The organism is Nonomuraea cavernae (assembly GCF_040655715.1).
GTDB classification, from domain to species: domain Bacteria; phylum Actinomycetota; class Actinomycetes; order Streptosporangiales; family Streptosporangiaceae; genus Nonomuraea; species Nonomuraea cavernae_A.
In genome coordinates this window covers 53,322-76,270 of record NZ_JBFAKL010000009.1, presented here as the reverse complement: position 1 = coordinate 76,270, position 22,949 = coordinate 53,322, and the positions used below count along the sequence as shown (strand labels likewise).

Below are 22,949 nucleotides of genomic sequence, written 5' to 3'. Positions count from 1 at the left end.
GCCAACGATCCTTTCGCATCTCAAGCCGATGAGCGCCGTCGCCACCGCGATTCCCACGACCGACTCCATGGTCCGCGTCAGCCTCGATCCCGTCCTCGGACGAAGGAACATGGTGGACGGGGCCTGGTGGCCCTACTCTCGTGACGCCGCCGCCGAACTTCCCGGCCTGATCTCCGCCGTCGACCAGCGACTCGGCCGCACCACGCTGCGCGTCGGCCTGCACCTCGACTCGTGGGACCACATCCCTCGCCGCGTCCCGGCACGAGGCCGCCAGGTAAGGGTCGGCTGGTTCCGCGTCGGCGACCCCCGCGTGATCACGCTGATCCTCGCGGGCACCGAGTACATCACGCTGCTGGTCATCCCACCGGGCGCGCCGAACGGTTCGGCCGCGCTCGAACTCGCGGCCGGCGGCACGCCCGGCCTCCATCCGGCCGACATCCTCGACACCGCCCACCGCCCGGTGATGACGGGCGCAGGCACGCCGGACGAGAACGATCCGTCCGGCTGGGAGAACGAGGGCGGGCACCTCGCGGGCCGTACGGCCCCTCTTCGGACCTCGACGACCTGACCCCCCGCCACCTGGCAGGGGCCCATCCGCCACCGACGCCCGGCGACCGGCCTGCATGGCCGGCTCCGGGCACCTGGCCACCTCTCTTCTCTTCTTCTCTCACGCCGCTCCGCGGCGGGTTCGCCTTCCTCCCCAGGGCTGAAGCCCGGGGGCTCCAGCAAAGGAATCCGATGGCCATCCTCGAAACCGTACCCGCCGGCAGAGCCGGCCCCTCGGGCCCGACCATCGTCCACCTGTCCGGCGAGATCGACATCTTCACCAGCAAGGCGTTTCGCATCCAGTTGCTGGACGCGCTCCGCTCCTGCACGAACACGCTGATCATCGACCTGTCCAAGGTGTCCTTCTGTGACGCCTCCGGCCTGGCCATCCTGATCGGCATCCAGAACCGTGCCAGAGCCATGGGCATCGTCCTCGCCCTGACCGAGCCCCGCCCGTACATGTCCAGGCTGCTGCACATCACCGGCCTGAACCGCAGCTTCGCGATGGCGACCTGACGCGGCCCGAGCCGCCCGCCTCACCCCCGACACCGGCCCCTAAGGTGGAGATCTCCCGCTCCGCCCAGGGAAGGCGCACCATGCACATCGTCACGGCCGACCTGTACGACGAGCGCGGCGACGAGCTCGGCTCCTGCGACCTGCAACTACGCCAGTACGGCGGGCGGCGCGCCTTCCACGGCACGATCACGACCGTGCGCTGCCACGAGGACAACGCCCTGCTGAAGGCGGTGCTGTCGGAGCCCGGCCGGGGCCGGGTGCTGGTCGTGGACGGCGGCGGCTCCCTGCGCTGCGCGCTGGTCGGCGACGTCATCGCGGGCCTCGCCGTGACCGGCGGATGGGCCGGTGTGGTCGTCAACGGCGCCGTCCGCGACGTCGCCGCCCTGCGGGAGCTGGACCTCGGCCTCAAGGCCCTCGGCTCCAACCCCCGCAAGGGCGGCAAGGAGGGCACCGGGGAGCGCGACGTCCCGGTGATCTTCGGCGGCGTCACCTTCGCCCCCGGCGCCGAGCTCTACAGCGACGACGACGGCATCCTGGTGACCCGCGCGTAGGCCACCGCTGCCCGGCGGCGTCGATGAGACCTTGGACGTCGAACTTCCGCATGCCGAGCATGGCCTTCAACAACGCGTCGAACACCCGCTGGCCGGATCGACACCGTGTGCGGGATCTCTCTGGTGGATTGCGGAGCGGAGGCGGACGGGAATCGAACCCGCCGCGCCGAGGTGCTCGGCGCCACCGATTTTGAAGACCGGGGGGGCCACCAGGCACCCGGACACCTCCACGACCCAGCCTAGCGATCAAGCCTCCACCGCCGCGAATCCGCCATCCCTCAGGCGCGGCGGCCCCGTTCCCGCCGCGCCCGCCGGTCCGTCAGGTGCAGGGCCGCAGATTGACACGGCAGATGCACAGTGCTCCGCTTCTCCAGTAGTCGCAGCAGTCGAAGCGGTACAGCGTGCTGCCGATGTAGGCGCAGCTCGTCCAGCACTGTTTGCCACCGCAGGTGGTAGCACCGCTACAGCCGCTGCTGCAGCACGTCGTGGAGCTGCAGCAGGCGCAGGTCGGCGCGCCGGAGCAGCCGTTCGGAGCCGCTTCCGCCCGGCCCGGGAACCACGCCTTGGTGGCCACGCCCACCAGGCTCGCCCCGGCGACGGCGAGGAACTTGCTCCTCGACAGCCGGGTCTTCCGTACATGCTCGACGATCATGCTTGGGTCTCCTTCGCTACGACCGTTCTCTGTTCCCACAACACCTCGAGGGCGGCGGCGCTGTTGGCGTCGCCGCCCTGGGCCACGGCCACCATGAATCCGTCGCGCTGCAGGATGGCGCTCGGCCAGATGGCCATGGGCAGTTCCTCGTCCACGGCCGCGGCCTCTGCTCCCCGGACGACCGTGACGTCCGGCGGAAGCATGGCGACGAGTTCGGCGCTGGAGTCGCCGACCACGCACGCCACCACCTGGCGGTCCGAGACCTTGCCGAGCTCGGCTGCCAGGCCCAGGCAGGTTCCGCAGGTGCTCGACATGAAGACGATCAGGGTGTCCAGCCTCGGGTCGGGGATCAGCCCGACGAGCCGCTCGGGCAGTTTCCTGCCGATGATCAGCTGGCTGGACGGATCGACGCCCCGCCCGGTGAGGCGCAGCCTGAGCTCCGCGATGCCCCGCAGGCAGGCCAGGAAGGCCACCGTGAGGACGACGCACGCCACCACCACGGCGACGGCGAGGACGCGATCCATCAAGCCCGCCCGGTCCGCCGCATGAAGTGGACGGTCAGGGTGCCGTCGACCCGGTTGTCGAAGCACTCCAGGGTGACGACGTCCCCGACCTTGAGGGGTTCGGCCAGCGGCTTGGCGGACGGTTCGCCCGCCATCCCCTCGTAGTGCACCGTGCGCGGGTCGAGCCGGCACACCTGGCCCTCGACCGTGATCCGACCGGCCGCGACGGCGGTGACGCGCCCGGCGACGTTGCGGTGCAGGGCCACCGCGACCTTCGTCCCGGGGGTGGTCTCGTCGAGCACGACGAGGTCACCGGGCCGGAGCGTCCAGCCGTACGGCAGTTCCTCGGCCTGGGCGGCGACGGGCTCCGCGGCGATGCGGCTCGCGGAGTTGCCGTAGCCGCGGACGGTGACGTCCCGGCCGGAGCCGGTGACCAGGACGCCGAGGGGGGCGTCTGCCGGGGGCAGCGGCGAGTCGCCGGCCTTGTCGCGGAAGATCCCGCCGAACAGGGCGCGTCTGCTCGTTCCTTCCTCCATTGCTGCTTCCTCTCTGTGGGGTGTGGGTGGCGATACGTCGTCGGGGTTCACATCAAGGGGATGAGAACGGTGAGAAGCGCGCCCAAGGCCAGACCGGCGACCAGGTCGGCGACCAGGCGGGCGCGGGTGATGCCGCCGTCGATCCAGATGCCCGCCGCGGCGAGCAACGCCGAGCCGCCGACCCTGCTCACCGCGAAGGCGGCGTACCCGGCCGCTCCGAGGACCGGGTCGGCCACGACGAAGGCGGTCAGCGGGACGAGGTAGAACAGCCAGAAGCCGATCCGCGTGGTGAAGCCGAGCCCGAGCGCGACCCCGTTGTACGCGGCGGTGCGCCAGTCCTCGTAGCCGAGCCAGTCGGTGTCGGTCTCGCGGTCGAGCTGCCACGGCACCGGGCGGGACACGGCACCCACGGCGACGGCCGACGCGGCGGCCAGGGCGAGCAGCGCCCGCATCCCGGGCTCCAGGGCCGCTCCGAGGAGGCCGAGGAGGGCCCCGGTGAGCGCCGCCGCGCCGATCGCGCTCAGTACGAGCACCGCGCCGGCCACCACCGGGGAACCGAAGCACCCGGACACGCGGGCGCGCGTGATCATGATGATCACGTTCGGGCCTCAAGGGAGGGTCTGCTGAGCGAGGCCCACGATCAGCGCGGCCGTGACGAGCAGCGCCCACGGCCGCGGTCCGGCCTGCTGCCCGGCGAGCACCCCGACTCCCGCCAGCGGGATCGCCAGCGCCATCCTGAACAGCGGTTTAGCGGCCAGGCCGCCCATCTGCGTCTCCTCAGGGGTTCATCGTGGAAGCGGCCGTGCCGTAACCGGCCCGCCGGAGCTGTTCCAGGTCCTCCGCGTAGCGCAGGACGCCCTTGCTCACCACCAGGCCGTCCGACACCGCGACGCCGAACGGTCCGGAGTGCACCTTGTACCGCTGCCTGACCGCGACGGCCTCGTCCCCCATCAGCACCCGCGCGCCGGCGGGCAGGAGGTCGCGGACGCCGGCCCCCGAGCCCGGCGTGGCGCCGTCGCTCACCACGCACGCGTAACGGCCGGGGTCCGCCGAGCGCGCCACCTCGGCCGCCAGTTCGTGGCAGGGCGCGCAGTCGCCGAAGAAGAACAGGACCACGTCGTCGGAGCGCAGGCCGGGAAACCGGGGAGCGAGCGCGCCGATGGCGAGGCCGTCCGCGGGCGAGGCTCCGCTCACGGCCACACGGTCCTGCAGGATCGACAGCTCACGTCGTACGACGAGGAGTCCGAAGGAGAGAAGGAGTAACCAGACGAGCGCCGCGAGTGTCACTCCGGTGTATCCCATGCCGTCATCCCCGCCCGTCGATCCGGGTGCTGAATGGTTTGACGACAGCCATCGTCGATATCAGCAAATATGCACAAGTCAATAGCGTTCCGGCCAGAATTCCAGAAATACGCTGATCCAACGTGGGAACCCCTGGCGCGAACGCGACGTACAACGCCACACCCATCAGGACGAGGTTTCTGACCACGGTGGCCGGCGAGGTCCGCTCCCCCGTTCCGAAACAGGCGCACTCCACGCTCCGCCCTGCCGCGAGCGACCGCAGGACCACGGCCGTGAACGCGACCAGCAGAAGGAGAGCCGCGATCGACGTGGGGAACAGGACGGGACTCACGGCGACGGCCACGCCGACCGCGACCTCGACGGCTCCGAGGAGCCTCCCCAGGCCGGGGCGGACCCTGCCGACGACGCCGAAGCGGACGAGCGCGATCGCGAGGTCGAAGGGGCGCCTGATCTTGGGAACGCCACTGGCGATGAACAAGGCCGCGAGGAGTCCGCAGCCGAGACCGACTAAATCGGCTGAGTTCATGGACGTGATCGTAATTGGACGAGATACTTTGATCAATGCCTAGATCAATAGTTATTCCGCTATTGGCGGCGCTTATCCTTTCATGCGGACAAATCGCCTGTTCGGCGGACCGGCCGCCCGCGAAACAGGCAGCCGGCCCGCCATCCGCCGAGCAGGCGCCGAGCGTGGTCGGCTGGACGAGCCCCGTGTCCCCGCCGGCCACCCCGAAGGACGGCGTCCCATGCGTCGACGCCGATCAGGCCGGCGAGAAGGGCGCCTCGGCGGGCGGGGTCCGCGCCGGCCCCTTCGGCGCCGCGCTGCGGCGGCAAAGCGGCGGGGTGGCCAAGTTCTGGGTCGCCCAGGCCCGCCGGCGAGGGCCGGCGGACGCGCTGATCAAGGTCGACCACGTCGACTCGGGCACGGTCGCCTACTACGTCCGGGACGCCGCGGCCACCGCCACCACGCTCGGCGACGACGGCAGGCCCACCAAGGACAAGATCTACCCCGGCTCGGTCCTGCTCCCCGCGGACGGGCGGATCCGCATCACGATCACGATCGGCCCCGCCTCCGGCTGCTTCGCGCTCACCCTCTGAGAGCCACCCTCTTGGCGCCGCCCCTCTGAGGAGCGTGGAGCGGCGCGCGCCGCTCAGCGGGTCAGCTTCGAGGCCGTCTTGGCGGCGGGCGGCGGCTTGATCGAGACCTTGGCGCCCCAGCCCGTGTAGCGGGTCTCGACCTTGTACGTCCTGTCCTCCCCGCCGGCGCTCAGCCCCGTCGCCTGCCACGACGTGCTCAGGCGGCTCGGCAGGCCCTTGCGGTCGAGCGTGAGGTTGTACCTGACGTCGGTTTCGGGCGTGGTGAAGATCGGCGTAGCACCGGCCCGGAACGAGGGAGAGACCTTGCCGAGCTCCTCGAAGGTGAGGGTGCCGCTGTAGCCGGACGTGCCACGCTCGCCCTTCTTCACCAGGGCGGCGAGGGTCGATGGCTCGGCCGGGTTCACTACCTGGGACACCAGCCCGGTGATGGCGCCGCTGGCGACGACGCCCGGTTGCTTGTACCAGGTCTTGCCCTTGGGCAGGCCCGACTGGTAGAGGCCGCCCGTCGTCCAGGAGGTGCGGCCGATCGTGATGGTCCGCTCGGGCTTCTCCCGTTTCCCGGTGGCGAACCTGCCCGTGACGTCGGAGGCGACGACCTTGCCCTTGCCGAACTGCAGGGTGCCGGAGCGCCGGACGACCGCGCTGGACTTGCCGTCGACGACCTGCTTGACCGTCTCGCTGAACCGGACGCCGTGCCCGGACACCAGCTGCGCCTTCACCGCCTTGACCGGATCCTTGGGCGCGGCCTGGGCCGGAGCCGACGTGAGGAGCACGGCGGAGCCGGCCACCATGATCGAAAGGAGGAGTTTCATAGTGCGTGATCTTGTCAGGGGCCGGTCACGGTGGCGTTTCGAGCCGGCCCCGCCAACGCTCAGCGGGCCAGGAAGTCGCGGACCTCCGCCTCGTACGCCCGTGCCGCGAGTTCGCGCTCGCCGCCGCCCCAGCTCCGGCGGGCCAGCGCGACCATGCCGGACGGCTTGCCGAGCAGACCGGTGGCCAGGCCGGTGGCGACCTCGGCGAGGTCGGCCGGCGGCACGACGACGGCCGCGCCGAGCCGGTCGAGCACCGGGGCCTCGACGCGCTCGGACGTGAGCAGGGCTCGCCTGGCCATCGGGGGCGGCAGCAGGCGGCTCAGCACGGCGTAGCCGACCGTGACCCCGACGTCCAGCTCGGGCACCCGCAGCCAGGCGTCGTCGGCGAAGACCGCGACGTCGGCCGCGGCGGCGAGCAGCGCCCCGGCCCCGATCGCGGGCCCCTGGACGGCCACGACGACGGGAGCCGGGCAGCGCAGGACCGCGGCCAGCGCGCCGGCCCCCTCGGTGAGGCTCTCGCCGAGGCGGCCGTCCGCCGTGGCCCGCTCGTGCTCCCGGAGGTCCTGGCCGGCGCTGAAGGCGCGGCCCGCCGCGTCGATCAGCAGGCACTCCTCCGGCCGCGTCCCCGCCGCGACCTCGCCCAGCCGCCGGTAGGTCCCGGAGTCGAGGGCGTTGACCGGCGGCCGGTCGAGCGTCGCCCTGACCAGCGCGCCCTCGCGCCGGACCCGCAACGGCTCGCCCATCAGTAGGACCGGGGCAGGGCCAGTCGCTTGTGCGCGATGTGGTTGAGCAGCATCTCGGTGCTCACCGGCGCGATGCGGAACAACCGCACCAGGCCGGACAGGGTGGCCAGGCCGTACTCGCGGGACATGCCGTTGCCGCCGAGGGTCTGCATGGCGCTGTCGAGCGCCATGGAGGCCGCCTCTGATGCCGACAGTTTGGCCATGGCGGCCTGGATGCCGCCGGGCTCGCCGCGGTCGAACGCCTGGGCGGCCGCCGCGGTCAGCAGCCGGGCGCCGGCCAGCGCGGTCTCGGCCTTGGCCAGCGGGTGGGAGATGGCCTGGTGGGCGCCGATCGGCACGTTCCAGACCGTGCGCTTGCGGGCGTAGTCGGCGGCGATGTCGATCGCGTACCTGGCGATGCCGTTCAGCAGGGCGGCGCTCACGATCCGCTCGGGGTTGAGCCCGGCGTAGAGGACGGCCAGGCCGGCGTCGGGGCCGACCACCGCGTCGGCGGGCACCCGGACGTCGTCGAAGAAGACGGAGTACTGGCGTTCCGGGGAGACGATCTCGACCTCGATGGGGCTGGTCGTGATGCCCGGCGCGTCCGCGGGCACCAGGAAGGCCTTCAGCTCGGCATCCTCGGCGCGCGCGACGACGAGGAGGGCGTCGGCGTTGTCGACGTGGGACACGTAGTACTTCTGGCCGGACAGCACCCACGCGTCGCCCTCGCGGCGAGCCCTGGTCCGGATGTTGTGGGTGTTGGACCCGGCGTCGGGCTCGGTGATGGCGAAGCCGAGCACCTTGGACCCGTCGGCCAGCCCCGGCAGCCACTCGGCCCGCTGCTCGTCGGAGCCGAACCTGCCGAGGACGGTCGCGCACACGGCCGGGGAGAGGGCGAGCAGCATGATGGGCGAGCCGGCCTCGGCCACCGCCTCGGCCACGACGGCGAGCGCCTCGATGCCGGCGCCGCCTCCCCCGTGCTCCTCGGGGATGCCCACGCCGAGCGCGCCGATCCGGCCGAGGGCATGCCAGAGCTCCCGGGCGTTGTCTCCCGCGTCGCTGGAGCGCACGTAGTAGTCGTGGCCGTAGTCGCGGCAGCTCCGCAGGACACTCTCCCGCAGGTCGGCGAGCTCCTCGCCGTGGGCGTCGGGGATGCGAAGCACGTTGGGTCCCTCCTGGTGGGTGGTGGGGGCGAGGGGAGTCGTCTTCCTCGCACGCGGCGGCCTGTGATCGGGGGTACGCGCGCACCGCGACTCGCCCGTAAAAGCCTGACGTATTGCATGCTACTCGACCCGCCGCAGCCGGTCGAGAGGCGTCCTCCGCACCCCGCCCCCCTCCCCGCAGGGAGCACGACGGTCATCGCAACACAAATTTAACCAACCGTCACATAGCACCGAGACCGATCCCAAACAGGGGTTTCTCTACCTGGCGGAAAGCACGGAGGCCCTGCCCCACAGGCACAGCGAAGATCCCCCGGCTCGTGACCGGCCGGCGACCCGCGATCACCCAAGAGAGCGCCCGCCGAAGAACGTCACATTCAAGGCCTTGTTTTCCACGAAACCTATGCTGCAAGATCTGACGTATTCACATCCGGGTTTCGCGGGGGCGCGAGGTCGACGAGTCGACGGCCCGGCGTTCTTTGAGGAGACAGCATGAGAGCACCTATGCGTGGCCGCTCGGTCCTCGCGGTACTCGCCGCCGCAGCCCTGACGGCAACCGCCTGTGGCACGTCTGATTCGAATAAGTCTGACGCATCCAGCGACGGAGCGGGCAGCACCTACACCATCGGAGTGCTCAACTCGACCACCGGCGAGCTCGGCGCGGTCGGCCAGCAGGAGGCCAAGGGCATGGACCTGGCCGTCGAGGAGATCAACGCGGCCGGCGGCGTCAACGGCCACCAGCTCAAGCTCGAAACCGTCGACGACCAGGGCTCGGTCAACCTGGCCACGGCCGGCTTCAAGAAGCTCGCCACCTCCAGCAAGGTCCCCATCGTGATCGGCCCCGGCATCTCCGCCACCGCCAAGGCGGTGGCCCCCCTCGCCGACCAGTACGACGTCACGCAGATCCTGCTCGTCGCCCAGCCCGAGGTCGCCAACGGCACCAAGAACGTCTTCGAGGTCCCCCTGCCCGGCACGGCCAACGCCGAGGCCGTGGTCAAGTACGCCGCGTCCAAGGGCATCAAGAACGCCTCCATCATCTGGGCCAACAACCCCTACGGCCAGGCGGGCAACAGCGACATCACCGCCGCCGCGAAGAGCGCCGGCATCTCGATCGTCAACTCCGAGGGATTCGACCCGGCCAAGTTCGACTTCACCGCCCAGGCCGGCAAGGTCGCGAGCGCCAACCCCGAGGCCGTCTTCCTGTGGGGCGCCGGCGGCGCCGCCGACGCCCTGGTGCTCAAGGCCGTCCGCGCCTCCGGCTACAAGGGCAAGGTCATCGGCGACCTGACCTACTCCACCTCCACCATCCCGGAGGCCGCCGGTGAGGCCGCCGACAGCGTCGTCTCCCTGACCGCGGTGAACTACGGTGCGCCCGAGGGCGAGACGAAGAAGCTGATCGACGCCTACAAGGCCAAGTACAACAACGAGACGCCCACGGTGCTGAGCGTGTACGCGTACGTCGCGGTCAAGCTGGCCGCCGCCGGCATCGAGAAGGCGGGCACGTTCGAGGGCCCGGCGATCTCCGCGGCGATCCAGTCGCTCAACTTCGAGAGCGTCGTCGGCAAGATGGAGTACACCGACACCTACCGCGGCGGCCCCAACGCTGACGCGTTCAAGCCCGTCAGTTTCAAGAACGGGGAGTTCGCGCCTCCTGCCGAATGATCCGCTCCAGCAGAGACGCCGGTGACCAGGCCGCACGCGGCCCGGTCACCCTCCGCTTCGCAGGAAGGTGCCCGTGCACATCCTTGACCTTCTGGTGTCCGGCCTGACGCTGGGCTCCATCTACGCGCTCGTCGCCCTGGGCTTCCACCTCGTCTTCAAGATGACGGGGATCATCGACTTCGCCCAGGGTGACAAGGTCGTGATCGGCGGCCTGCTCGGCCTGACGCTCGTCCAGCAGGGACTGTCCACCGTCATGGTGGTCATGCTGCTCGTCGTCGTGGCCGGGCTCCTGCTCGGCATCGCCTACGACGCGATCGTCATCCTGCCGACCCAGCGCAATGGCGCCCTGGCGGCCATGGCCGCCACCGTCGGCATGACCCTCGTCCTCGCCCATGGCCACCACCTCGTCTGGGGGCCGGACCCGAAGCCGTTCCCGCCGGTCTTCGAGGGCGGCCTCGAGCTCGGCCCGCTGCGGGTGAGCTTCCAGAGCATGGTGATCTGGGCCGTGGTCATCGCCGTCGGCGTCGGGCTGGCCCTGCTGATGGGCCGCTCCCGCACCGGCCGGGGCATGGTCGCCGCCGCGACCGACCCGCTCGCGGCCACGGCCGTGGGCATCAACGTCTCCCGCATGCGCGCCCTGTCGTTCGCCCTCGCGTTCGGGCTGGCGGCGCTGGCGGGCGTGCTGGTCGCGCCGATCACCCTCGCGGGCGGCTCCATCGGCACGGCCCTCACGATCAAGGGCTTCACCGGCGCCGTGCTCGGCGGGCTCAACAGCACCAAGGGGGTGGTCCTCGGCGCGCTCCTGCTCGGCGTGGTCGAGAGCCAGCTCGCCGCCGTGCTGCCCAACGGCAACGTCGACCCGGTCGTGTTCGTCGCCCTGGTCATCATTCTGCTATTGATGCCGAACGGCCTGTTCGGCCTGAGGAGGCAGCGACTTGCCTGACAAAGCATTCGCCGTCAGGGCGGGGCGGCATCTCGCGCCCACCCTGATCGCCGCGGTGATCCTCATCGGGTTCGTCTTCACCGATCCCGGCCCCAGCGGGCTGGCCCTGGGCGTGAACATCGCGGTCGCCGCGATCGCCTCGGTCGGGCTGACCCTGGCCATCGGCGGCGCGGGACAGTTCTCGCTGGGACAGGCCGGCTTCATGGCGATCGGCGGGTACGGCACCGCCTATCTGATGCTCGCCCACGAGGTGCAGTTCCTCTGGGCGCTGCTCGCCGCCGTCCTGCTGGCGCTGGTCGTCGGCTCGCTCGTGGGCTACATCGCGCTGCGCCTGCACGGCAACTACCTCGCGATGGCCACCCTCGCGGTCAGCAGCGGCATCTACGCGCTCCTGGTGCTGCCCGGCGAGCTGGGCGGCGCCAACGGCTACGCGCCCATCCCGTTCCCGGAGATCTTCGGCCACAAGTTCATCGACCCCGTCGACCAGTACCTGCTCGTCGCGGTGACGCTGATCCTCGTGCTGCTCGTCTCCAACTGGCTGCTGGCGTCGCGAGGCGGCAAGGAGCTCGCCGCGATCCGCGACGACGAGGTGGCCGCCCGCGCCGTCGGCGTCAACATCACCGCCCGCAAGGTGCAGATCTTCGCGCTCTCGGCGGCCATCGGAGCCGTGGCCGGCGGCGTCAACGGCCCGCTCCAGACGGCCATCGACCCGTCGCTCTACTCGCCGGCCGTGTCCATCCAGATGTTCGTCATGGTGATCCTCGGCGGACTGGGCAACATCTACGGCGCCGTACTCGGCGCCGCGCTCGTCACCTGGCTGATCGCGGCCGTCCCGGGCAACGGCTCCTGGGCGCTGACCATCCTCGGCATGGTCGTCATCGCGTTCATGGCGCTGCTGCCCGACGGCTTGTCCGGTCTGCCCAAGCTGGCCAGGTCGCTGCTCGGCAGGTTGCGCGGGCGTACTACAGAGGGCTCGATCGCGGGGGGCTCGAAATGAGGACACCAGGCACGGCCGAGGCGCGCGGCGTCACCCAGCGCTTCGGCGGGCTCACGGCGGTCTCCGACGTGAGCTTCTCCGTCGGCGCCGGCGAGATCCACGGAATCATCGGCCCCAACGGCGCGGGCAAGACGACCCTGCTGAACATCCTCAGCGGCCTGCAGCGCCCCACCAGCGGCTCCGTCATCGTCGGCGGCGACGACGTCACGCGCTGGCCCAGCCACAAGCTGGTGGCCAAGGCCCGGCTCGTCCGGACCTTCCAGACCGTACGGCTCTTCTCCAGCATGACGGTGCACGAGAACCTGATGATCGCCGCCCGTACGGTCGCCGGGCCCGCCGAGGCCAGGACCCGCGTGGACGAGGCCCTCGACCGGCTGGCGCTGACCTCGCTGGCCGCCGAGCGCGCCACTTCCCTGTCCTACGGCCTGCAGCGGCGGGTCGAACTGGCCCGGGTGATGGTGTCCGACCCGGCGGTGGTGCTGCTCGACGAGCCGGCCGCCGGCCTGAACCCGCAGGAGCGCCGCGAACTCGCCGACACCCTGCACGCGATGCGGGACTCCGGGGTCACGGTGGTGCTGGTCGAGCACCACATGGACCTCGTCCACGCGGTCTGCCAGCACTGCACGGTGCTCGACTTCGGCAAGGTGATCAGCCGCGGCACGCCCGACGAGGTCACCCGCGACCCGGCCGTCCTCGAGGCCTATCTCGGAGGCAAGCACCACCGGGCCAGCGAGGTCGACGCCGTCATCCCGGAGGACCTGGAAGGAACGTCGAAGTCATGACCGCCACGGCACAGGACAGCCCCCTGCTCGAACTGCGGGGCATCGTCTACAAGTACGGCGCGATCAGCGCGCTGCGCGACGTCGACCTGAGCGTGCGCAAGGGTGAGGCGGTCTGCGTCATCGGGCCCAACGGCGCCGGCAAGACAACGCTGGCCCGGGTCGCCGGCGGCCTCTACCGCCCCGCCAAGGGCAAGGTGCTGATCGGCGGCGAGCCCCTGCCCCGGAGCCCCCATGACGTCGTGGTCCGCGGCATCGGCAGCGTGCTGGAAGGCCGCCACCTGTTCGTCGAGCAGACGGTCACGACCAACCTGGAGCTGGGCTGCTACCGCAGCGGCCTGGACAAGGCGACCGTCGAGGAACGGCTGGAGAAGATCATGACGCTCTTCCCGGTGCTCAGGGAGCGGGCGGACCAGCGGACCTCGACCATGTCCGGCGGCGAGCAGCAGATGGTCGCGATCGGCCGGGCACTGATGGCCGAGCCGCAGATCCTCATCCTCGACGAACCGTCCATGGGGCTGGCGCCGAAGATCACCGGCGAGGTGTTCGACGCGCTGGCGTCCCTGCGCGAGGGCGGCCTGTCCATCCTGCTGATCGAGCAGAACGCGCCCCTGGCGTTCGAGCTGGCCGACCGCGGCTACCTCATGCGGCAGGGCGCGGTCGTGGTCGAGGGCAGCATCGACGAGCTGACCCACGACGACGTCGTCCGCTCCGCCTACCTGGGGGCCTGATGACCACCGGCCCGGGGGCGCCGCTCTCCGGCGACCTGCTGCGCGACCTCGACGAACGGCTCTGCCGGCTCGACCTGGGCGAGCAGGGTCTGCCAGGTGCCCTCTACCAGGGCGATCCGCCGTACGGGACCGCATCGGTCTCCCCGGACGGACCGGACGGCCGGACGGTCCCGTACCAGCGCGCGGGCGGCGAGGACGAGTCCGTGCTGGGCATGGGAGCGGCCCTGCGTGACGGGCGGCTGACGCCGCTCGGTCTGCTCGACCGGACGCTGGAGCGGATCGCCCGCTCCGACGGCGAGATCCGCGCCTGGGCGCACGTCGACGCCGATGCCGGGATACCGGCGGAGCCGGGCTGGGACGGGCGGCCGTTGCACGGCATTCCCGTCGGTGTGAAGGATCTGATCGACGTGGCCGGCGTCCCGACGGGCGGCGGCTCCCACCACCTCTCGGGCCCCGGCCGCGAGCGGCTCCCCGCCGCCGACGCGGGCTGCGTGGCGCGGCTGCGCGCGGCCGGCGCGGTGATCGTCGGCAAGACCACCACGCACGAGTACGCCTTCGGCGGCACCACTCCCCCGACCCGCAACCCGCACGACCCGGCCCGCATCCCGGGCGGCTCCTCGGGCGGCTCGGCCGCGGCCGTGGCGGCCGGGCACGTGCGGGTGGCGTTCGGCAGCGACACGGCCGGCTCGGTGCGGATCCCGTCCTCCTACTGCGGGACGGTCGGCCTGGTCCCGTCACCGGGGCGGCTGCCGGACGACGGCGTGCTGCCGCTGTCCTGGTCGCTGGACCGGGTGGGACTGATCACCGCCTCGGTGGAGGACCTCGCCCTGTCGGCGTACGCCCTCGGGATCAGCCCGCTGATCGACCTCGACGGGCCCGCCACGTTCGAGGGCGTCCGGATCGGCGTGCCGATCGGCGCGCTGGACGAGCCCATCGACCCCGACGTGGCCGAGGCCGTCGAGAGCGCCTTCGCCACCGTCCGCGCGATGGGCGGCGAGATCGTCGAAGTGGAGATCCCGCACGGCTGGGCGGCCACGGCCGCCGGGATGACGATCATTCTGGCGGAGTGCCTCGACTACCACCGCGAGCGGCGCCGCGACGGCCGGGACGAGCTGTTCGGCGCCGACGTGCGGGCCATGCTCGACCTCGGCGAGCGGGTCCCCGCCGGCGCGTACGTACGGGCGCAGCGGCTGCGGCACGTGCTGCGCGCGGAGGCGCTGGCCGCGCTGTCCGGCGTCGACGTGCTCGCCATGCCGACCATGCCGTGCGTCGCGCCCCGGATCGAGGACGCGAACGAGGGCGTGCTGCCGGTGGGCGGGACGCGGGTGAGCCTCGCCGAGGCCCATCTGCGGTACAACGTGCTGGCCAACCTGGCCGCGCTCCCCTGCGCGACCCAGCCGGTCGGCGTGGACTCCGCCGGGCTGCCGATCGGCCTGCAGTGGGTGGCCGCGCCGGGCGACGACGAGAGGCTGATCACCTCCATGACCTCCTTCTCCCGCCATGGCCGCTGACGCCAACCGGGTCATCGACTCGCTCCGGCTCGACGACACCTTCCTCGACGAGGAGCACCGCGCCCTCCGCGAGGTCCTGCGGAGATTCGTGAACGAGCGGATCGTCCCTCGCGCCGGCGACTGGGAGGCGGCGCGGCGGGTGCCCGGCGAGGTGTTCCGGGAGCTCGGCGAGCTGGGCCTGCTCGGCCTGTCGTTCCCCGAGGAGCTCGGCGGAGGTGGCGCGGGCACGCGCGGCGCGGTCGTGTTCAACGAGGAGCTCGGACGCTCGACGTACGGGGGCGTGGCCACCTCGATCACGGTGCACACCGACTTCTCCGCGCTGCACCTGGCGCGGGCCGGCGACGACGAGCAGCGCCGGAGGTTCCTGCCTGACGTCCTGGCCGGGCGGCGGATCTGCGCGCTCGCGGTGACCGAGCCGGACGTGAGCTCCGACCTCACCCGCCTCGCGACGCGCGCCCGCAGGGACGGCGACGACTACGTGCTGGACGGCCGCAAGACGTTCATCTCCAACGCCAACATCGCCGGTCTGTTCTTCGTCGTCGCCCGTACCGGTGAGCCCGGCTCGGGACGGCACGGGCTGTCGCTGTTCGTCGTGGAGCGGGGGACGCCAGGCCTGTCCAACGGGCGGACCTTCACCAAGGGCGGCTGGCACAGCGCCGACACCGGCGAGCTGGTGCTCGACGGCTGCCGGGTCCCGGCGCGCAACCGGCTGGGCGAGGAGGGCGCCGGGTTCCGGTGGATGATGCGAGGGCTCGACCACGAGCGGATCGGCCTGTCGGCGCAGGCGGTCGGCCTGGGCGAGGCGGCTCTGGCCGCGACGGTCGGCTGGCTGCGCGAGCGGCCCGCCTACGGCAGGACGCTGTGGGACCTGCAGGCGCTCCGGCACGAACTGGCGCGTTTCACCGCGCGGCTGTCGGCCGCCAAGACGATGCTCTACCACGCGGCGGCCAGGGCGGACGCCGGCCAGGACCCGCGCACGCACGCGGCGATGCTGAAGGCGTCGATCCCGGAGCTGGTCAACGAACTGGTCTACAAGTGTGTGCAGTTCAGCGGCGGCTCGGGCTTCGTGACCGGCTCGGAGGTGGAGCGGATCGCGCGTGACGCCCGGTTCCTCGCCATCGGCGGCGGCTCGACGGAGGTCATGCTCGACGAGATCGCGCGGCTGATTTGACCGGGCGGCCGGAGGCTGCGGGGCCGGCGGGTTCGTCAGCGCTGGCGGAAGCAGAAGTGCGCGCCGTAGCGGGAGCGCAGGCCGAGACGGGGACCGTCGGCGGTCGCGACGATTCCGGTGGACTCGCCGTGGGAACCATCGGCCAGCCGGCCGGCCAGCGCGGCGAGGTCGTCCATGGCGCATTCGGCGACCACTCTGGGCACGGCGGTCATCGGGCGCGGCGGGTGACCCGGCAGGTGCTGGATGAACTCCAGCCGGGCGTTGCGCGACCTCGGGCCGCGCGTCAGCACGGCGTCGAAGCCCTCGCCGGGGCCGAGTGTGAGCAGCCGCTCCAGCGCCTCGCCCTCGAACCGGCCCGAGAAGTAGATCCGGCCGCCGAGGACGTCCTCGGCGAACGTCCGCGCGGCGGACAGGTCATCGGTGGCGAACACCACGGCGTTGACCTCGCTCACGTCGACCTCGGGCCGCTCCCCGAGGACACAGCGGGTGCGGCCCTCGCGGTAGCCGACGAACGCGTGCAGCAGCCCCGAGGAGGTCTGGTCGAGCATCCGCTCCCGCACCGGGTGGGCGGTGCCGGGCAGCAGGTAGTCGACCGGGTCGCTGACGAACCGCCAGCCCCGCTGCTCGATCACGGCCTCGGTCTCGCCGGGGTGGCGCAGGTAGAAGTCCAGCGCGTACGGGCCGGGGCGGTCGGGGATCCCCGCCGCGTCGGGCGCGGGCAGGCCGGGCACGCCGACGAGCCTGATCCAGCCGCCGTGGCTGCCGGGCTTGCCGAGCAGCAGCGAGCTCGCGGGCGGCGACGGCAGGTCCCAGATGCGCGCCCACGACTCGAGCTCGCGCACCGGCCCGGCCTCGATGACCTCGAAGCCCATCGCGTCGACGTACAGCCGCCGTAGCGGGCCGGTGTCGGCCACGGGCAGGACCACGACGTCGATGCCATCGAACATCAGGCGGACTCCCTCAGTCATGCGGCCCGCGTGGCGTCGCTTGGCCGTGGATAAGTCTGAGGTATCTCGATAAATCCTGTCAAGCAGGCCGTGGGCTACTCGCTCCCGGTCATCGCCATCCCTGCCCGCAGTCCACCGACCTTCGCGGACTCCCTCTCTCCCCCAGGACTTCAGCATGTCGACCCAGCTTTCATCCGACTTTTATCACGCGATTACCGGACAGAACGACCACGCCGGCCACGGCACTCCGTCTGCCGGTCGGCTTCGCGTCGCCGAACCAGCAGCACGCCTCCCGCCCGCGTTCCACGCCTGGAAGCGGGCCCCCGCCGTCATCTCGGCCGGTCACCTCACAGGGAGGTCTGAGGTTTATTCGACGGCTTCGCCACCACGCGTTTACGGCGCGCTTGACGGCGATCACGGCCCACGGTTCGCGACGGCTGTGGAACAATGACCCACGGCCCTGGAGCTGCTGGGCAAGGCCGCGTACTCTTGATGTCAGACCTATGTGAACCACTGTCTGACAAGAGAACGTACGGTCACAGCGGGCCACGGGCCGCGAAACGGCGGGGCAATGCGGGGAATGCGCGAGAGTTCCAGCTCTGAAGAGTTCATCACGGCTTCTCCGCATTGATCACCATTCACGAAGGCGAGACCATGGGGCAGGGCAACACGTCCAGTGCGAAGGAGAGCGGCGCCGAGCGCGCGGTCTCTCCACCGACGCCGCACACACTGCCGGTGAGCCGGTTGCGCCCGGCGTACCAACAGGTCGCCGACCAGCTTCGGGAGCTGATCCTCAACGGCTCGCTGGCCTCGGGTGACCGGCTGCCTCCCGAAGGCGACCTGGGGAGCAACTTCGGGGTGAGCCGGAGCACGGTTCGCGAGGCGCTGCGCGTGCTCGCCTCCCAGGGGCTGGTCAAGACGGTCCGGGGCACCACCGGGGGCACCTTCGTCTCGCGGATCGAGCCGGCCCAGATCAGCGACTACCTGGAGACCAGCATCGGCCTGATGTCGGGCTCGGCCGCGCTGCGGCTGTCCGACATCCTCGAAGGCCGCGAGCTGCTGGAGGTGCCCGCCACCGCCCTGGCCGCGCAGCGGCGCGAGCAGCGGCACCTCGACGCGCTGCGCGACGCCGTCGAACGCGAGAAGCACAGCCGGGGCCGCAGCGTGAAGTTCCGCGAGCACCGGCACTTCCACGGCATCATCATCGAGGCGAGCGGCAACGGCCTGCTCGCGATGATGACCGAGCCGGTGTTCCGGGTGCTCCAGACCCGCTTCCTCAACACCGATGCCCCGCCCGAGTTCTGGGCCAGGGTCGACCAGGAGCACGAGGCGATCATCGAGCGCATCGAGGCCGGCGACGCCGAGGGCGCCAGCGCCGCGATGCAGGCCCACCTCAGCCGCATCCGCGACGCCTACCAAGAGGGCTGAGGCCGGACGGCCGGCCCCGACGAGTTGGGGAGCTTACGAGACGTGAAGACGACATCGCGGGCCGGGGCCGGGGGCGACGGCTCACGCTCGGTCCTCCTGCCGGTCGACCGCATCCGTCCGGCCTACCAGCAGATGGCCGACCAGCTGCGCGACCTGGTGATCAGCGGCGGCCTGGCCCCCGGTGACCGGCTGCCCGCCGAGGGCGAGCTGGCCGGCATGTTCGGCGCCAGCCGGAGCACCGTGCGGGAGGCCCTCGGGCTGCTCGCCACGCGCGGCCTGATCACCATGGGGCCCGGCGGCAGTTTCGTCAGCCGGATGGAGTCGTCGCAGGTGAGCGACTATCTGGAGACGAGCCTCGGGCTCATGTCGGGTTCCGAGGGCATCTCGATGGCCGACATGATGGAGGCCCGCGAGATCCTGGAGGTTCCCGCCGCCCGGCTGGCGGCCACCCGCCGCGACGAGCTCCATCTCACCCTCCTGCGCGCCACGCTGGAGCGTGAGGCGCACACCCACGGGCGGGAGGCCAAGTTCCAGGAGCACCGGAGCTTCCACAAGCTCATCGTGGCCGCGGCGGCCAACGACCTCCTCACCGTGATGACCGAGCCCGTGTTCAAGGTGCTCGAGACCAGGTTCGTGCGCCCCGACATCCCCGGGAAATTCTGGCCCCAGATCGACGGCGAGCACGCCGAGATCCTGGGCCACATCGAGCGGGGCGAGGCCGGCCTGGCGGCCGACGCCATGCGCCGGCACCTCGCCGCGCTGCGCGGCGTCTACCACGACACGGCCTGAGCGGACGTCTGCGGCGGCACCGCCTCAGCGGGAGTCAGAAGCGGTGCCGTGGCACCCGGGTCAGCTCCAGGCCGGCGCGCGGTTCTCCCGCCACGCCCGGTAGCCCTCCTGGGCGTCGGAGTCCGCCGGGGTGACGTAGGCCACGAACTCCTCGATCTCGGGCCCCAGCGCCTCCTCGGCGCTCAGTCCCTCGGCCGCGGCGAGCTGCCGCTTCAGCGCGGCCAGGCAGGCGCGGGACTTGCCGGCGAACTGGGCCGCGAGCTCGTCCGCCGCCGCGGCGAGCCGCTCGTCCGGCACCATCTGCAGCGCGATGCCGAGCTCCACCGCCTCGGCGGCCGGGATCCACCGCCCGGTGAGAAAGATCTCCCTGGCCCGCTGCCTGCCGACGATCCGCGGCAGCCGGGAGGTCGAGCCGCCCGCCGGGATCACGCCGAAGGTGGTGTGGGCGTCGGCGATCCGCGCGGAGGCGGCGACCAGCACGAGGTCGCAGGCCAGGATCAGCTCGAACCCGCCGGCCCGGGCCAGGCCGTTGACGGCCGCGATCACCGGCACCGGCGACCGTTCGAGGCGCAGGGTGAGCGCGGCGACCCGTCTGATGATTCGCTCCCACACCGCCCCGTCGTCGAAGGCCTGGTCGAGCAGCGCCCGGTCCAGCCCCACGGTGAACGCCTTGCCGGTGCCGCCGATGACGAGGGCGCGCACCTCGGGGTCGGCCTCGACGGCGTCGAGCGCCGCGTCGAGATCGTCGAGCACCTGCTCGGTCAGGCTGTTGAGCGCCTCGGGCCGGGTGAACGTGATGCGCCCGACCCGGCCGGTCACCTCCAGCGTCATGGTCTCGTACGCTCCCACGCCCGCACCCCTTCCGGCACCTGTGCTGAATATCTCTGACGTATCCTCGCCCGAGTATCGCCGCTGACCCACGCACGTGGCAACATCGCCAGTTGAACACGGATAAAGCGTGACATTTGAGCTCGGGTCGGATAAAAATCTGACATATCGAGAGTTCAATCCGAAGCATGATCGGCGAGGTGGTGTCTTGAACGAGCTCAGCGTCCCCCCGCGGCCGCCGGACCCGGCCGTGCTCGACGAGATCCAGCGGCGCGTGCTGTGGCTGGCCACGCGCATCGTGGACGCCGCCAACCGCGAGCGCGACACCGGCGACGGCGTCAAGGTAGGCGGTCACCAGGCGTCGAGCGCGTCGCTCGTCACCGCGATGACCGCGCTCTGGTTCGCCCACCTCGGCGCCGAGGACCGGGTCGCCGTCAAGCCGCACGCCTCCCCCGTGTTCCACGCCGTCCAGTACCTGCTGGGCAACCTCGACCGCTCGTACCTGACCCGGCTGCGGGCCCGCGGCGGCCTGCAGTCCTACCCCAGCCGGACCAAGGACCCCGACGGGGTCGACTTCTCCACCGGCTCGGTCGGCCTCGGCGCCGCCGCCCCGCTGTTCGCCGCGGTCACCCGCAGGTACGTCGACGCCCACTTCGGCGAGCGGCCCGCGTCCCGGTTCGTGGCCCTGATCGGCGACGCCGAGCTGGACGAGGGCAACATCTGGGAGGCCGTGGCCGACCCGTCCACGGCCGGACTGGGCAACGTCATGTGGCTGGTCGACTTCAACCGCCAGTCCCTGGACCGGGTGGTGCCCGGCATCCGCATCGACCAGTGGCGCGGCCAGTTCGAGGCCGCCGGCTGGCACGTGGCAGAGGTCAAGTACGGCCACCGGCTGCGCGAGGTCTGCGCCCGCCCCGGCGGCGGCCACCTGCGGGCCTGGATCGACGCGATGCCGAACGAGCAGTACCAGTCGTTGTTCGGCCTCGACGGTCCCGCCCTGCGGGAGCGGTTCCTGGACGGGGCGCCCGCCGAGGTCGCCGAGTTCGCCGCCGGCTTCAGCGACGAGGAGCTGGCTCCGCTGGTCACCGACCTGGGCGGTCACGACCTCGATGCCATGCTGGAGGCGTTCGCCGAGTGCGACGTCGTGCGCGACCGGCCGAGCGTGGTCTTCGCCTACACGGTCAAGGGCTGGGGCCTGCCGATGGCGGGCGGCGCCCGCAACCACTCGGCCCTTCTGTCCGGCGAGCAGATCGACGACCTGCGGGCGCGGACCGGGCTGGACGTCGCCACCGAGTGGGACCGGCTCGACCCGGCCTCCCCCGCCGGCGAGTGGGCCGCCCGGCGGAGCGCGGAGCTGGCCCGGGCGCCGCGCCGACCGGCCGCGCCGGTCAAGGTGCCCGCGGCCACCGGCGTGCGGGTGACCAAGCCGGTCTCCACCCAGGAGGTGTTCGGCCGGGTGCTGACGGACCTCGCCCGCGACGAGGCGGTGCTGCCGCGCCTGGTCACGACGGCTCCGGACGTCGCCACGTCGACCAACCTGGCCGGCTTCATCAACAAGACCGGCGTGTTCTCCCCGGCCAGGCGCCGGTCGTGGACCGAGGACCGGCTGGTGCGCTGGTCGGAGAACCCGGCCGGCCAGCACATCGAGCTGGGCATCTCGGAGATGAACCTGTTCCTGCTGCTCGGGCAGCTCGGGCTGTCGTGGGACCTGTCGGACCAGCCGCTGCTGCCGGTGGGCACCGTCTACGACCCGTTCGTGCTGCGCGGCCTCGACGCGTTCGTCCACGGCGTCTACTCGGGCGCGCGGTTCGTCGTGGCGGGCACCCCGTCGGGCGTGACGCTGGCCCCGGAGGGCGGCGCGCACCAGTCGACGATCACCGCCTCGGTCGGGATGGAACTGCCCGGCGTGACGTTCGTCGAGCCGGCCTACGCCACCGCTCTGGACTGGCTGCTCTGCGACGCGCTGGGCCGGATCGCCGCCGCTCCCGGCGGGCGCGGCTCCGGCGACGGAGACGCCGAGGACGGGGAGGGCGCCTACTACTTCCGGCTGAGCACCCGGCCCGTGGACCAGGCCCCCTTCGCGGCCGCCCGGTCACGGCTGGGCGACGAGACGCTCCGGCGGCAGACACTCGCGGGGGCGTACCAGCTCAGGGACGCCCACCACGACCATCCCGAGCTGCGTGACGGCGGCGCGCCCGTCGTGCACCTGGCGGCCTCGGGCGCGGTGCTGCCCGAGGTGCTGGAGGCGGCGGCGGAGCTCGCCGACGAGGGGATCGCCGCGCATGTGGTCGACATCACCTCGGCCGGCCGGCTCTACCGGTCCTGGCAGCGCTCGCTGCGCGAGGGCGTGCGGACCGCCACGACGCGGCGCCCTCCCGGCGCGCTGCGCGCGGCCTTCCCCGTGCGGGCTCCCGTGGTGACGGTGCACGACGCGGCCTCGCATGCGATGTCCTGGCTGGGCACGGCTCTCGGGGTGCCCGGCGTGCCGCTCGGCGTCGACGAGTTCGGCCAGTCCGGGACCGTGCGGGACCTGTACGAGCTGCACGACCTGCTACCTGGCAGTATCGTCAACGCAGCCCTGGCAGCTCTCGACCTTTATTCCTCTGATGTATAAGCTACGAAGGCGTCCAGCGCCTCTGAGCTGGACAAGGTGAGGTGCCGATTCCAGCGCGGGGCAACCCCCGCAGATTCTTGGACAGGGTTACCTGGCATGCTCTACACTTTATATGTCTGACTTTAACCTTTCATGGTGCGAAGCGAAGGGA

At 71.7% G+C, this 22,949-nt stretch carries 25 protein-coding genes and 1 tRNA gene; 14 read left to right on the top strand and 12 right to left on the bottom strand.

Annotated features, from left to right (window positions below):
* Positions 1 to 28 precede the first annotated feature (28 nt).
* The 3 genes from AB0I38_RS15405 (at position 29) to rraA (ending at position 1,613) form a co-directional block, all read left to right on the top strand.
* Positions 29 to 568, top strand: a complete 540-nt coding sequence (locus tag AB0I38_RS15405) for a DUF5994 family protein (RefSeq protein WP_358467289.1) — start codon at positions 29 to 31, stop codon at positions 566 to 568.
* Between the two features lie 170 nt (positions 569 to 738).
* Positions 739 to 1,062 carry an STAS domain-containing protein gene (locus AB0I38_RS15400; protein ID WP_358467287.1) on the top strand — a complete coding sequence of 108 codons (324 nt, stop codon included), beginning with the start codon at positions 739 to 741 and terminating at the stop codon, positions 1,060 to 1,062.
* A gap of 80 nt (positions 1,063 to 1,142) precedes the next feature.
* Positions 1,143 to 1,613 (top strand): ribonuclease E activity regulator RraA, encoded by a 471-nt coding sequence (gene rraA / locus AB0I38_RS15395; protein WP_358467285.1) that lies wholly within the window; start codon positions 1,143 to 1,145, stop codon positions 1,611 to 1,613.
* Positions 1,614 to 1,749: 136 nt separating this feature from the next.
* Here rraA and AB0I38_RS15390 read toward each other — a convergent pair.
* The 7 genes from AB0I38_RS15390 to AB0I38_RS15360 form a co-directional block, all read right to left on the bottom strand.
* Positions 1,750 to 1,842 (bottom strand) — tRNA-Sec (locus tag AB0I38_RS15390).
* Between the two features lie 419 nt (positions 1,843 to 2,261).
* Entirely contained in the window at positions 2,262 to 2,789 is a 528-nt protein-coding gene (locus AB0I38_RS15385) for a hypothetical protein (RefSeq protein ID WP_358467283.1), read from the bottom strand.
* Positions 2,789 to 3,304, bottom strand: a complete 516-nt coding sequence (locus AB0I38_RS15380; protein ID WP_358467281.1) for a DUF5666 domain-containing protein — start codon at positions 3,302 to 3,304, stop codon at positions 2,789 to 2,791. Before AB0I38_RS15380 ends, AB0I38_RS15385 begins: the two co-directional genes overlap by 1 nt.
* Before the next feature lie 47 nt (positions 3,305 to 3,351).
* Positions 3,352 to 3,894 carry a hypothetical protein gene (locus AB0I38_RS15375; RefSeq protein ID WP_358467279.1) on the bottom strand — a complete coding sequence of 181 codons (543 nt, stop codon included), beginning with the start codon at positions 3,892 to 3,894 and terminating at the stop codon, positions 3,352 to 3,354.
* A gap of 18 nt (positions 3,895 to 3,912) precedes the next feature.
* Positions 3,913 to 4,071 (bottom strand): hypothetical protein, encoded by a 159-nt coding sequence (locus AB0I38_RS15370; RefSeq protein ID WP_358467277.1) that lies wholly within the window; start codon positions 4,069 to 4,071, stop codon positions 3,913 to 3,915.
* 10 nt (positions 4,072 to 4,081) lie between these two features.
* Positions 4,082 to 4,606, bottom strand: coding sequence for a hypothetical protein (locus AB0I38_RS15365; RefSeq protein WP_358467275.1), 525 nt, complete (start codon positions 4,604 to 4,606; stop codon positions 4,082 to 4,084).
* 4 nt (positions 4,607 to 4,610) lie between these two features.
* Positions 4,611 to 5,132: a MauE/DoxX family redox-associated membrane protein gene (locus AB0I38_RS15360; protein ID WP_358467273.1), complete on the bottom strand. Its 522-nt coding sequence runs from the start codon at positions 5,130 to 5,132 to the stop codon at positions 4,611 to 4,613.
* A 185-nt stretch (positions 5,133 to 5,317) separates the two neighbouring features.
* Here AB0I38_RS15360 and AB0I38_RS15355 point away from each other — a divergent pair, with 185 nt between their 5' ends.
* Positions 5,318 to 5,704, top strand: coding sequence for a hypothetical protein (locus tag AB0I38_RS15355; protein ID WP_358467271.1), 387 nt, complete (start codon positions 5,318 to 5,320; stop codon positions 5,702 to 5,704).
* A gap of 53 nt (positions 5,705 to 5,757) precedes the next feature.
* Here the strand turns inward: AB0I38_RS15355 and AB0I38_RS15350 are convergent, their stop codons facing one another.
* The 3 genes from AB0I38_RS15350 to AB0I38_RS15340 are packed head-to-tail and all read right to left on the bottom strand — an operon-like array spanning position 5,758 to position 8,392.
* Positions 5,758 to 6,516, bottom strand: coding sequence for a hypothetical protein (locus tag AB0I38_RS15350; protein WP_358467269.1), 759 nt, complete (start codon positions 6,514 to 6,516; stop codon positions 5,758 to 5,760).
* A gap of 59 nt (positions 6,517 to 6,575) precedes the next feature.
* The gene (locus AB0I38_RS15345) at positions 6,576 to 7,259 is read right to left on the bottom strand and encodes an enoyl-CoA hydratase-related protein (RefSeq protein ID WP_358467267.1); all 684 of its coding nucleotides are present in this window, start codon (positions 7,257 to 7,259) and stop codon (positions 6,576 to 6,578) included.
* Positions 7,259 to 8,392, bottom strand: coding sequence for an acyl-CoA dehydrogenase family protein (locus AB0I38_RS15340; RefSeq protein WP_436838749.1), 1,134 nt, complete (start codon positions 8,390 to 8,392; stop codon positions 7,259 to 7,261). Before AB0I38_RS15340 ends, AB0I38_RS15345 begins: the two co-directional genes overlap by 1 nt.
* Positions 8,393 to 8,890: 498 nt before the next feature.
* On the opposite strand from AB0I38_RS15340, the gene AB0I38_RS15335 reads away from it, so the two are divergent.
* The 7 genes from AB0I38_RS15335 to AB0I38_RS15305 all read left to right on the top strand — a co-directional run bounded on the left by AB0I38_RS15335 (position 8,891) and on the right by AB0I38_RS15305 (position 16,192).
* Positions 8,891 to 10,060, top strand: a complete 1,170-nt coding sequence (locus AB0I38_RS15335) for an ABC transporter substrate-binding protein (RefSeq protein ID WP_358467263.1) — start codon at positions 8,891 to 8,893, stop codon at positions 10,058 to 10,060.
* Between the two features lie 73 nt (positions 10,061 to 10,133).
* Positions 10,134 to 11,003 (top strand): branched-chain amino acid ABC transporter permease, encoded by an 870-nt coding sequence (locus tag AB0I38_RS15330; RefSeq protein WP_358467261.1) that lies wholly within the window; start codon positions 10,134 to 10,136, stop codon positions 11,001 to 11,003.
* Positions 10,996 to 12,000, top strand: a complete 1,005-nt coding sequence (locus AB0I38_RS15325) for a branched-chain amino acid ABC transporter permease (RefSeq protein ID WP_358467257.1) — start codon at positions 10,996 to 10,998, stop codon at positions 11,998 to 12,000. The genes AB0I38_RS15330 and AB0I38_RS15325 overlap by 8 nt, the downstream gene beginning before the upstream one ends.
* The gene (locus AB0I38_RS15320) at positions 11,997 to 12,782 is read left to right on the top strand and encodes an ABC transporter ATP-binding protein (protein WP_358467255.1); all 786 of its coding nucleotides are present in this window, start codon (positions 11,997 to 11,999) and stop codon (positions 12,780 to 12,782) included. Before AB0I38_RS15325 ends, AB0I38_RS15320 begins: the two co-directional genes overlap by 4 nt.
* Entirely contained in the window at positions 12,779 to 13,510 is a 732-nt protein-coding gene (locus AB0I38_RS15315) for an ABC transporter ATP-binding protein (RefSeq protein WP_358467252.1), read from the top strand. Before AB0I38_RS15320 ends, AB0I38_RS15315 begins: the two co-directional genes overlap by 4 nt.
* The gene (locus AB0I38_RS15310) at positions 13,510 to 15,021 is read left to right on the top strand and encodes an amidase (protein WP_358467250.1); all 1,512 of its coding nucleotides are present in this window, start codon (positions 13,510 to 13,512) and stop codon (positions 15,019 to 15,021) included. Before AB0I38_RS15315 ends, AB0I38_RS15310 begins: the two co-directional genes overlap by 1 nt.
* Complete coding sequence (locus AB0I38_RS15305) at positions 15,011 to 16,192, top strand: acyl-CoA dehydrogenase family protein (protein WP_358467248.1); 1,182 nt, start codon at positions 15,011 to 15,013, stop codon at positions 16,190 to 16,192. The genes AB0I38_RS15310 and AB0I38_RS15305 overlap by 11 nt, the downstream gene beginning before the upstream one ends.
* Before the next feature lie 35 nt (positions 16,193 to 16,227).
* On the opposite strand, the gene AB0I38_RS15300 is transcribed toward AB0I38_RS15305, so the two are convergent.
* A complete protein-coding gene (locus AB0I38_RS15300; RefSeq protein ID WP_358467246.1) occupies positions 16,228 to 17,139 on the bottom strand; it encodes a hypothetical protein in 912 nt (303 codons plus the stop codon).
* Between the two features lie 627 nt (positions 17,140 to 17,766).
* Here AB0I38_RS15300 and AB0I38_RS15295 point away from each other — a divergent pair.
* The gene (locus AB0I38_RS15295; protein ID WP_358467244.1) at positions 17,767 to 18,567 is read left to right on the top strand and encodes a FadR/GntR family transcriptional regulator; all 801 of its coding nucleotides are present in this window, start codon (positions 17,767 to 17,769) and stop codon (positions 18,565 to 18,567) included.
* Between the two features lie 42 nt (positions 18,568 to 18,609).
* On the top strand, positions 18,610 to 19,356 hold the full coding sequence (locus AB0I38_RS15290) for a FadR/GntR family transcriptional regulator (RefSeq protein ID WP_358467242.1): 747 nt from the start codon (positions 18,610 to 18,612) through the stop codon (positions 19,354 to 19,356).
* A gap of 60 nt (positions 19,357 to 19,416) precedes the next feature.
* Here AB0I38_RS15290 and AB0I38_RS15285 read toward each other — a convergent pair whose 3' ends face one another.
* Positions 19,417 to 20,205: an enoyl-CoA hydratase/isomerase family protein gene (locus tag AB0I38_RS15285; protein ID WP_358467240.1), complete on the bottom strand. Its 789-nt coding sequence runs from the start codon at positions 20,203 to 20,205 to the stop codon at positions 19,417 to 19,419.
* 187 nt (positions 20,206 to 20,392) lie between these two features.
* Between AB0I38_RS15285 and AB0I38_RS15280 the strand changes: the two genes are divergently transcribed.
* Entirely contained in the window at positions 20,393 to 22,798 is a 2,406-nt protein-coding gene (locus AB0I38_RS15280) for a transketolase-like TK C-terminal-containing protein (RefSeq protein WP_358467238.1), read from the top strand.
* Positions 22,799 to 22,949 lie beyond the last annotated feature (151 nt).

Coding starts and splice junctions, on each gene's coding strand:
- AB0I38_RS15375 (WP_358467279.1), bottom strand. CDS start 3,894: ATGATCACGCGCGCCCGCGTGTCCGGGTGCTTCGGTTCCCCGGTGGTG.
- AB0I38_RS15310 (WP_358467250.1), top strand. CDS start 13,510: ATGACCACCGGCCCGGGGGCGCCGCTCTCCGGCGACCTGCTGCGCGAC.
- AB0I38_RS15370 (WP_358467277.1), bottom strand. CDS start 4,071: ATGGGCGGCCTGGCCGCTAAACCGCTGTTCAGGATGGCGCTGGCGATC.
- AB0I38_RS15405 (WP_358467289.1), top strand. CDS start 29: ATGAGCGCCGTCGCCACCGCGATTCCCACGACCGACTCCATGGTCCGC.
- AB0I38_RS15380 (WP_358467281.1), bottom strand. CDS start 3,304: ATGGAGGAAGGAACGAGCAGACGCGCCCTGTTCGGCGGGATCTTCCGC.
- AB0I38_RS15315 (WP_358467252.1), top strand. CDS start 12,779: ATGACCGCCACGGCACAGGACAGCCCCCTGCTCGAACTGCGGGGCATC.
- AB0I38_RS15345 (WP_358467267.1), bottom strand. CDS start 7,259: ATGGGCGAGCCGTTGCGGGTCCGGCGCGAGGGCGCGCTGGTCAGGGCG.
- AB0I38_RS15365 (WP_358467275.1), bottom strand. CDS start 4,606: ATGGGATACACCGGAGTGACACTCGCGGCGCTCGTCTGGTTACTCCTT.
- AB0I38_RS15300 (WP_358467246.1), bottom strand. CDS start 17,139: ATGTTCGATGGCATCGACGTCGTGGTCCTGCCCGTGGCCGACACCGGC.
- AB0I38_RS15320 (WP_358467255.1), top strand. CDS start 11,997: ATGAGGACACCAGGCACGGCCGAGGCGCGCGGCGTCACCCAGCGCTTC.
- AB0I38_RS15305 (WP_358467248.1), top strand. CDS start 15,011: ATGGCCGCTGACGCCAACCGGGTCATCGACTCGCTCCGGCTCGACGAC.
- AB0I38_RS15350 (WP_358467269.1), bottom strand. CDS start 6,516: ATGAAACTCCTCCTTTCGATCATGGTGGCCGGCTCCGCCGTGCTCCTC.
- AB0I38_RS15360 (WP_358467273.1), bottom strand. CDS start 5,132: ATGAACTCAGCCGATTTAGTCGGTCTCGGCTGCGGACTCCTCGCGGCC.
- rraA (WP_358467285.1), top strand. CDS start 1,143: ATGCACATCGTCACGGCCGACCTGTACGACGAGCGCGGCGACGAGCTC.
- AB0I38_RS15335 (WP_358467263.1), top strand. CDS start 8,891: ATGAGAGCACCTATGCGTGGCCGCTCGGTCCTCGCGGTACTCGCCGCC.
- AB0I38_RS15385 (WP_358467283.1), bottom strand. CDS start 2,789: ATGGATCGCGTCCTCGCCGTCGCCGTGGTGGTGGCGTGCGTCGTCCTC.
- AB0I38_RS15400 (WP_358467287.1), top strand. CDS start 739: ATGGCCATCCTCGAAACCGTACCCGCCGGCAGAGCCGGCCCCTCGGGC.